This is a genomic window from Mycobacterium sp. (genome assembly GCF_049281135.1).
GTDB lineage: Bacteria > Actinomycetota > Actinomycetes > Mycobacteriales > Mycobacteriaceae > Mycobacterium.
Map to the genome: position 1 here is coordinate 1 of NZ_JBAPRN010000109.1, position 8,278 is coordinate 8,278.

8 protein-coding genes are annotated in these 8,278 nt (G+C 65.2%); 3 read left to right on the forward strand and 5 right to left on the reverse strand.

Annotated elements, in window-relative coordinates:
• Positions 1 to 2: 2 nt before the first annotated feature.
• On the reverse strand, positions 3 to 590 hold the full coding sequence (locus tag WAN02_RS04445; protein WP_422262967.1) for a YceD family protein: 588 nt from the start codon (positions 588 to 590) through the stop codon (positions 3 to 5).
• Between the two features lie 52 nt (positions 591 to 642).
• Positions 643 to 1,380: a cell division protein SepIVA gene (sepIVA, locus tag WAN02_RS04450; protein ID WP_422262968.1), complete on the reverse strand. Its 738-nt coding sequence runs from the start codon at positions 1,378 to 1,380 to the stop codon at positions 643 to 645.
• A gap of 240 nt (positions 1,381 to 1,620) precedes the next feature.
• Here sepIVA and WAN02_RS04455 point away from each other — a divergent pair, with 240 nt between their 5' ends.
• Both WAN02_RS04455 and WAN02_RS04460 read left to right on the forward strand, forming a co-directional pair.
• On the forward strand, positions 1,621 to 2,799 hold the full coding sequence (locus tag WAN02_RS04455) for a permease (RefSeq protein ID WP_422262969.1): 1,179 nt from the start codon (positions 1,621 to 1,623) through the stop codon (positions 2,797 to 2,799).
• A 219-nt stretch (positions 2,800 to 3,018) separates the two neighbouring features.
• Positions 3,019 to 5,784: an AAA family ATPase gene (locus tag WAN02_RS04460; RefSeq protein WP_422262970.1), complete on the forward strand. Its 2,766-nt coding sequence runs from the start codon at positions 3,019 to 3,021 to the stop codon at positions 5,782 to 5,784.
• A 47-nt stretch (positions 5,785 to 5,831) separates the two neighbouring features.
• Here the strand turns inward: WAN02_RS04460 and WAN02_RS04465 are convergent, their stop codons facing one another.
• The gene (locus tag WAN02_RS04465) at positions 5,832 to 6,305 is read right to left on the reverse strand and encodes a MarR family winged helix-turn-helix transcriptional regulator (RefSeq protein ID WP_422262971.1); all 474 of its coding nucleotides are present in this window, start codon (positions 6,303 to 6,305) and stop codon (positions 5,832 to 5,834) included.
• 205 nt (positions 6,306 to 6,510) lie between these two features.
• Here WAN02_RS04465 and WAN02_RS04470 point away from each other — a divergent pair, with 205 nt between their 5' ends.
• On the forward strand, positions 6,511 to 7,137 hold the full coding sequence (locus WAN02_RS04470) for a hypothetical protein (protein WP_422262972.1): 627 nt from the start codon (positions 6,511 to 6,513) through the stop codon (positions 7,135 to 7,137).
• Positions 7,138 to 7,189: 52 nt separating this feature from the next.
• On the opposite strand, the gene coaD is transcribed toward WAN02_RS04470, so the two are convergent.
• Positions 7,190 to 7,678 (reverse strand): pantetheine-phosphate adenylyltransferase, encoded by a 489-nt coding sequence (gene coaD / locus WAN02_RS04475; RefSeq protein ID WP_422262973.1) that lies wholly within the window; start codon positions 7,676 to 7,678, stop codon positions 7,190 to 7,192.
• A gap of 109 nt (positions 7,679 to 7,787) precedes the next feature.
• Positions 7,788 to 8,278, reverse strand: a 491-nt coding sequence (rsmD, locus tag WAN02_RS04480) for a 16S rRNA (guanine(966)-N(2))-methyltransferase RsmD (RefSeq protein ID WP_422262974.1), incomplete at its 5' end; no start/stop codon positions are given.

Here is an 8,278-nt window from a genome sequence, read left to right on the forward strand (position 1 = left end):
GTTCACTCATTGCCGGCTCCGTCTTTGTCGGAGCCCAGCATGGTCGCCAGTTTTGCCCAGCGCGGATCGATTTCGTCGTGATGATGGTCGGGTTCGGCGGTTGCCAGCGCGACACCACAGGTGGGACACAGCCCCGGGCAGTCGGTTCGGCACACCGGCGAGAACGGCAGCTCCAGACCAACCGCGTCCACGATCGGCTGTCGCAGGTCGACGAAGTCGTTGACGACCCGGCCGGCCTCGTCCTCCTCGGTGGTCGCTTCGGTGAGGCTGTCCGGGTAGGCGAATAGCTCGGTCAAATCGACGTCAATGCGCTCGGTGAACGGTGTCAAGCACCGTGAACATTCGCCCGTGATCGGTGCCGACAGCGTCCCGCTGACCAGGACACCTTCCGACACCGACTCGACGCGAAGGTCGAGGTCCAAGGGTGCGCCGGGTGCAATTCCGATCATTTCCAGACCGATGCGCGCGGGGCTGGCCACCGTCTCGTGCATGGCAAACATCGATCCCGGGCGTCGTCCCAACCGTGCGATGTTGACGACGAGCGGCGAACCCGGGTCCGGATGTTCGGTGTGGTGGTGCTTCCGGGCCATGTCCGCAATTCTACGGGCGGGCTACCAGCCGCCTCGCCCGCTGGTGGGAGTGCTACCGCTGTGCGTAGTCGTGGACGCCGGCCGCCGTGCGTAGTTGATGGCGGCCACGGTTGACCGAGCGCAGGGTGGTGTTGAGGTGCTCCTCGAACTCAGCGAGCTTGCTGTCGACATAAATGTCGCATTCGCCGCGCAGCCGATCAGCCTCCACGTGGGCGGCGTCGATCAGCCGGGCCGACTCGGCGTTGGCCGACTGCACGACTTCGGTCTGCGACACCAAGCGCTGCTGTTCTTTGATGCCCTCCTGAACGGCCTTCTCGTAGGAGATGTTGCCGTTCTCGACGAGCCGATCGGCTTCGGACTTGGCCCGGCCGGTGGCGGCCTCGAATTCACGTTTCGCCGCCGCGCCGATGCGAGTGGACTCCTCGCGTGCCTCGCCAACCATCCGTTCGCTGTGCTGACGCGCCTCCCCGACCATCCGGTCGGCCTGCGCCTTGGCGTCGGCCAGGATCCGGTCGGCCTCCGACCGGGCGTGATTGACCAGAGCATCCGACTCGGTGGTCGCCGAGGACATCACGGAGTCCGCGTGTGTCTTGGCTTCGTGCAACAGCGAGTCGCGGGCATCCAGCACATCCTGGGCGTCGTCGAGCTCGCCGGGAATCGCGTCCTTGATGTCGTCGATCAGTTCGAGCACGTCGCCACGAGGCACAACACAGCCCGCCGTCATCGGCACGCCGCGAGCCTCCTCGACAATGGCGCCCAGCTCGTCGAGCGCCTCAAAAACTCGGTACACGGCAACACCCTCCCGGCATCGTTGTTGTTACCAGTGTGCCTGGTGTTGCTTCTGTGACTGCGTTGCCAGGCTCGGTGTGTCGGCTTTTAGGTCGCAGAACTGACCCAGTTACCTGCACACTTGACGTAATTATGTCGGTTCGCGCGCCGGCGCGGCAACGCCGGACCGACGCAAAAATGCAGTTTGACCCCACAATGAGCGATGTGGAATACCCCCCGGGGGTATCCTGTTGGAGGAACCATGGCACACGAAGCGGCACATGCGGTCGAGCACGCGTTAGCGCTGTCAGGGTCGATGACCTGGGAGATCCTGTGGGCCCTGATCCTGGGTTTCACCCTGTCTGCGGTGGTGCAAGCCGTAGTGCGCCGGTCGACGATCGTGGCGCTGCTCGGCGACGACCGACCCCGCACGCTGGCGGTCGCGGCGGGCCTGGGCGCCGCGTCCTCGTCGTGCTCCTACGCCGCGGTGGCCCTGGCCCGGTCGTTGTTTCGCAAAGGCGCCAACTTCACCGCCGCCATGGCCTTCGAAATCGGCTCGACGAACCTGGTGGTCGAGCTGGGCATCATCCTGGCCCTGCTCATGGGTTGGCAGTTCACCGCGGCGGAATTCGTCGGCGGCCCGATGATGATCGTGGCACTTGCGGTGTTGTTCCGGCTGTTCGTGCGTACTCGGCTCGTCGACGTCGCTCGCCGGCAGGCCGATCGCGGGTTGGCGGGCTCAATGGAAGGTCATGCCGCGATGGACATGTCGGTCCAACGCGAGGGCTCGTTTTGGCAGCGACTGCTGTCACGGGAGGGCTTTACCTCCGTCTCGCATGTTTTCGTCATGGAGTGGGCGGCGATTCTTCGCGACCTGGTGGTGGGGTTGTTGATCGCGGGCGCCATCGCGGCCTGGGTGCCCGAATCGTTCTGGCAGCACTTCTTTTTCGTTGATCACCCGGTGCTATCCGCGTTTTGGGGACCGATCGTGGGCCCCATCGTGGCGATCGTCTCGTTCGTCTGCTCGATCGGTAACGTGCCACTGGCCGCAGTGCTGTGGAACGGCGGCATCAGCTTTGGTGGCGTCGTCGCGTTCATCTTCGCTGACCTGCTCATTTTGCCGATCCTGAACATCTACCGGAAGTACTACGGCACCAAGATGATGCTGATGTTGCTGGGCACTTTCTATGCCGCCATGGTCGCGGCCGGCTACATCGTCGAATTACTGTTCGGCGCAGCAGGTCTCATCCCGTCACAGCGCAACGCCAGGGTGATGGAAGCGGGCATCTCCTGGAACTACACCACTTGGCTGAACATCGCCTTCCTCCTGCTGGCAGCGGTGCTCAGCGTCCGGTTCGTCAAGACGGGCGGCCGCACGATGCTCCGCTCGATGGGCGGCTCCCCCGACGCCGAAGACGACCACTGCCAGCACAGCCACTGAACGCAGATTGGGATCGACCCCGCAATGGCAAGCCGGTTTGTGCCTCACCGCGCTACCCCGACGGAACAGCCCCGCTATAGCGGCGCCTATTGAACACCGTTCATTTATCATGAAGCGCAAGCGATCGAGGGGAACGCCGCTCCGTAACCGGCCGGCTTCGGTTGCGGCGCCCAACAACCGGATCCGGCCGATCTAAGTTGAGAGGTGACGGGCACGCCCATGGCTGTGCAGGCCGTAAGTCGGCGAGCCCTAGATCAGGCCGTTGTCGACTTTCTCAGTACTGTGCCCCAGGCGCCCTCCGCCCTTGTGATCGAGGGCGACGCCGGAATCGGTAAAACGACGTTATGGCTCAACGCCTTAGACAGCGCACGCGAACGTGGGTTTGTCGTGCTGGCCAGCCGGGCAGTCGCGTCCGAGTCCGTGCTGGCCTACGCGGCGTTGGCTGATCTGCTCAGCGACGTTGATGAGTCCATCTGGGCTGATTTACCCGCTCCGCAGCAGCAAAGTCTGGACGCGGCGTTGCTGCGTCACCACGATCCCGCAGCCCCCAGCGATGCCCGGGCGGTGGCTGCGGCGTTTGTCTCAGTGTTGGATCGACTGGCCGCCCAGGCTCACGGTCCTGTGCTGGTGGCGATCGACGATGTGCAATGGACCGACGTCTCCAGCGCCAACGTGGTGGGCTTCGCCGCCCGACGATTGCCACAGGGCGTGGGACTGATCTGTACGACCCGCAGCGCCGATGTAGCCGCACGCGTCCAGCTGGCCCATCCTGACGCGGTGCACAGACTTCGGTTGCAGCCGTTGACGGTTGGAGAGCTGCATCAGGTGCTGGCACTGCGGCTGGGGATTTCACTGGCGAGGCCGACGCTTCTGCGCATTCACCAGATCTCAGGCGGCAACCCGTTTTTCGGTCTGGAACTGGCCCGCGTAGTCGATACGAATACCGGCTCAGGTTCTTTGCCGCTGCCCGCCAGCCTCAATGAGTTGGTCAGTTCGCGGATCAGGCGAGTGGGTGCCGACGCCCAAGAGGCGCTGTTGGCCATAGCCAGCCTGCCCGACGCCACGGTGCGAATGTTGGCGCAAGCCACGAACAGTAGCGCCGAGCGCGTGCTGGAAGCGCTGGGCGAGGCTGAAACTCAATCGGTAGTGGCCATCGACGGCAACCGGGTTTCGTTCACGCATCCGGTTCTGGCCCACGGCGTCTACAGCGAGGCATCGCCGCGGCGGCGCCGCGCCATGCACCGTCGGTTGGCCGAACTTGTCTTCGAGCCCGAACTACGAGCCCGGCACCTGGCATTGTCGGATGCCACCGGCGAACGCGAGACCATCAAGGCGCTGGACGCCGCGGCCGAGATCGCCCATGCTCGAGGCGCGCCAGCAGCTGCTGCCGAATTGCTGCAGCTGGCAATCGGTTTGGGCGCCGACGACCCGGCTCGTCGAATCCTCTGCGCAACACATTATTTCGCCGCCAGCGATCCCGGCCGTGCCCGTCAGCTGCTGCAAGCCGTAGTCGATGACCTGCCGGCCGGTCCACTTCGCGCCGAGGCCCTATATCAACTCGCGTTGGTCCGGTTCTATGACGATGGGTTCTCCGAAGCGGCAGAGCTTTTGGAAAGCGGCCTAGCGGACAGCGGCGCCGACGATGCACTGCAGGTACGGATGCTGATCATGCTCTCATACGCTTTGTTCAACGCAGCCCAGCCCGAGCGCGCCCTTGACCGGGTGCGGCAGGCGGTGACCGAAGCCGAGCGTTCAGGCGTCCCGAGCCTGCTCAGCCCGGCGCTCGGAATGCAGGAAATTTTGGGTTTTCTCAGCGGACGTGGTTTCGATGAAGCCACGCTCCAACGTGCGGTCGAACTCGAAGACGACGACCTGCCCGTTCCGTTGGCGTTTGTCCCCAGTGTGCAGATGGCACTGCTGCGGGCCTGGACCGGCGCGCTCGACCCGGCCCGCAGAGCGCTGGCGGCAGCGGGCCGGCGATGCATCGCGCTGGGCCAGGAAGGCGAGTTCGTATTTGTCGCCTTTTCACTCGCGCTCATCGATATTTGGCGGGGCGACATAGCCAGCGTCGCGACTGCCGCTGACGAAACCATCGAACGAGCAGCACAGCTCGGTGGCGACTTCCCCATGTTCATCGCCCTCACGATGCGAGGCGCCGCCGCCGCTTACGCGGGCCGCATCCACGAGGCGAGGAGCGACCTGCATGAGGCGGTCGCCGTCGCGCAGCGTTGCGGCTCAATGCGAATGGGAGAATGGCCCGTCACCTTGCGCGCGTTCCTCGAAGTGTCCTGCGGCAACCATCAGGCCGCACTGGACGCAGTCGCGCCGCTGCTGCCCATGGTGCAGGCCTTTCCGGACGCTACCGAGATCATTGCCGCGTCCTACCTGCCTGAAGCCATCGAGGCGATGATCGGCCTGGGCCGACTCGACGACGCCGAGCCGCTGATCGACACCCTCGAGCGCAACGGCCGCCGCCTCGACCGCGCCTGGATGCTCACCGCAGCACTGCGCTCTCGTGCAATGCTGCTGGCCGCGCGCCGCGACCTCGCCGCCGCCATCGGAATGGCTGAACTCGCAATGACCGAACACCAACGCCTTCCAATGCCCTTCGAGCGGGCCCGCACCCAGCTGCTACTCGGCCAACTCCAGCGCCGCCAACGCCAGCGCGAGGCCAGTACCGCCACCCGCGCCGCGTTGCGAACCTTCGAAGATCTGGGCACTCAACTATGGGCCGATCGCGCCAAAACCGAACTGGCGCGGGGTATATCGGGCAGGCAGCGCACTGACGGACTGACGCCGTCAGAACAACGTGTCGCCGAACTCGCCGTGTCGGGCATGACTAACCGAGACATCGCCGCAGCGCTGTTCATCAGCCCCAAGACGGTCGAAGTCAACCTCAGCCGCATCTACCGCAAACTCGGGGTCCGCTCACGCATGGAGCTGTATCGGGCATGGGACTCCGGGAACGCCTCGACGCCCGGGTAGCAGCATCGCCCCCGTCATAAAGTGCTGCCCGCGAGGCTAATTGAGCGTCAGCCCGCGCCGTCGCTCGGGGCGCACATCCGGCTGTCGTCGGGTGACGGGTTGCCGGCGCGGTAGAGCAGCAGTTTGAGTTGGCGCCGGTCGGCCGGGCTGAGGTGCGCCAATAGGTGTTCATCGGACGACGCTACGGCCGCCTCCGCGCGCCGAAGAAGTGCGCTGCCCTTGCGGGTGAGCTGAGCCGGCAGGGCACGGCCTGAGGGCGCGGTCGCGGGGCGGGTCACCAGCCCCACCTCTTGCAGCCCTTGCAAAACCTGGTTCATCGCTTGGGCGGTCACGTGCGTGTGACGGGCGAGTTCGGCGCTGGTGCGGCCCGGATCTTCGTCCAGAATGCGCATGCAGACGAATTCGGGTAATCCGAGCCCGAGCGGTCGCAAAGCCTGGACCGCATGCGGGCGCAGTCGCGCCATCAATCCGCGCACCAAAAAGCCCAGCGCTTGATCCTCGAATTCGCTCATCCCCACCATGCTGACATGGAAGTACAGGCCAAGTGCCGCATTGGTCGTCGCGCCGTAGGGTGCGTCAGCGTGGCGACCGGGCGGCGTTGGCCGGACCCCGAGATCCCCATATCAAGTTCCTTGACACGTATCTGCTACCCGGGTATCAAGGAACTAGATATACAAGTCGGCGGCCGACCAGTCGGCTGGTCGCCTTAACTGAAGGAGAACAAGGATGTTCGGAGGCGGATTTTCGGGCGGTCCCGGTTGGGGCGGCCCTGGGTTTGGCGGACCGGGCTTTGGTGGCCCGGGGTTCGGCGGGCCTGGTTTCGGCGGTCAGGGCTGGGGCGGACATGGCGGACATGGCGGCCCCGGTTTCGGAGGGCACTGGGGTCGACCCGGTCCTGGCGGGCACCGCAAGCGCTTGGTGGTCGGTACGGCCGCCCTGCTGCTCGATGGACCGGCGAACGCCGAGCAGATCGTGCAGCGTGTTTCTGAGGCAACCGACGGTGCGTTTGCGCCGCCGCAAGAGATCGTCGAACTTGCGATTGGGAAGTTGGCCGGTCGCGGCTTCGTGAGCGTTGACGACGGGGTGGCAACCCTGACCGAACTTGGCAGAAATGTGTTGCAGTGGAAGGGCATCAGCAGCGAGAGCATCCACGCGCGGCTGGCTCAGGCCGGCAAATTCAAGGATGTCGCCAAGATTCGTTGGGGACTCTTCGAACTCGCCGGGCTGGCGCGGACCATCCATTGGTCGGGCACCGACGCCCAGAAGGAGAAGCTCGCCGAAGCGAAGACGAAGGTGCTGACGGCAATTACCGAGGCGAAGCAGTCGCTGCACGCCGCGCTCGCTGAGAGCTGACGTAACCAAATCATCGGCGCGGCCGTGGCTTTCGCCCGGCCGCGCTGATGAGTTATTGCCCCTTGGCCGAGCGTAGTTTGTCGGCCAGCCGACGGTTCACCGCATCGGGCAGCAGCTCGGACACATCACCGCCCAGCGTCGCGACCTCTTTCGCGAGTGACGACGACACGAACGAATACCGCGGCGTGGTCGCCACGAAGAACGTGTCGACGCCGGCGACATGCTTGTTCATCTGCGCCATCTGAAGCTCGTACTCGAAGTCGGTGCCGGTGCGCAGACCCTTGACGATGGCCGTCATTCCCTGGGACCGAACGAAGTCGACCACCAAACCTTGTCCTGTCGCCACGCACAAGTTAGGCAGATGCGTGGTCGACTCCTTGATCATCGCGACCCGCTCGTCGATATCGAACATGCCCTTCTTGGCGGGATTGATCAGGATCGCGACGACCACTTCGTCGAACTGAGCCGCGGCCCGCTCGAAGACATCGATGTGGCCCAATGTCACCGGATCGAAGGAACCCGGGCAGACGGCGCCGCTCATGACGCGTGCCGCCGACGATGCAGTGGGGGCACCTCCAGCCGCGCAGCGGCGAGGGGGGTCAAGCGATGAGGAGGAGCGGCACCCATGACGAACGACGGTACACGCTGACTCAGAGCCGTTCGGCCAGCTCCAACCGGGTGTCGCCGTAAACCCGCTGCTGCCAGGGTTGCCAACCGGGCGGCCAGCTCAGCGTCGGCCCGATGGTGGCACGCTCCACGATGACCACGCTTCCCTCGCTCACCCAGCCATGATCGACCAGCGCACTCAGCAGGGCCTCGATCTCGCTCGCTTGGACGTCGTAGGGCGGGTCGGCCAGAACAAGGTCAACCGGCTCCGCGGCACCCGCGGCAATGACTGCCGCCACCAGCCCACGACGCAACGTCGCACCGGATAGCCCGAGTGCCGCGATGTTGCGCTCGAGCACCGTCGCCGCGCGACGGTCGGACTCGACGAACGTCGCCGCCGCCGCGCCGCGCGAAAGTGCTTCGAGGCCTAGCGCACCCGAGCCCGCGTACAGGTCGAGCACGCTGCGACCGGTCAGGTCGAGCCGCGCGGACACGATGCTGAACAGTGACTCGCGGACCCGATCGGTCGTCGGCC

What these genes read in the sequence shown, in the direction of transcription:
- WAN02_RS04465 (WP_422262971.1), bottom strand. Translation starts at nt 6,305, where the DNA reads ATGGTGGGGATGAGCGAATTCGAGGATCAAGCGCTGGGCTTTTTGGTG.
- WAN02_RS04470 (WP_422262972.1), top strand. Translation starts at nt 6,511, where the DNA reads ATGTTCGGAGGCGGATTTTCGGGCGGTCCCGGTTGGGGCGGCCCTGGG.
- WAN02_RS04445 (WP_422262967.1), bottom strand. Translation starts at nt 590, where the DNA reads ATGGCCCGGAAGCACCACCACACCGAACATCCGGACCCGGGTTCGCCG.
- WAN02_RS04455 (WP_422262969.1), top strand. Translation starts at nt 1,621, where the DNA reads ATGGCACACGAAGCGGCACATGCGGTCGAGCACGCGTTAGCGCTGTCA.
- WAN02_RS04460 (WP_422262970.1), top strand. Translation starts at nt 3,019, where the DNA reads ATGGCTGTGCAGGCCGTAAGTCGGCGAGCCCTAGATCAGGCCGTTGTC.
- coaD (WP_422262973.1), bottom strand. Translation starts at nt 7,678, where the DNA reads ATGAGCGGCGCCGTCTGCCCGGGTTCCTTCGATCCGGTGACATTGGGC.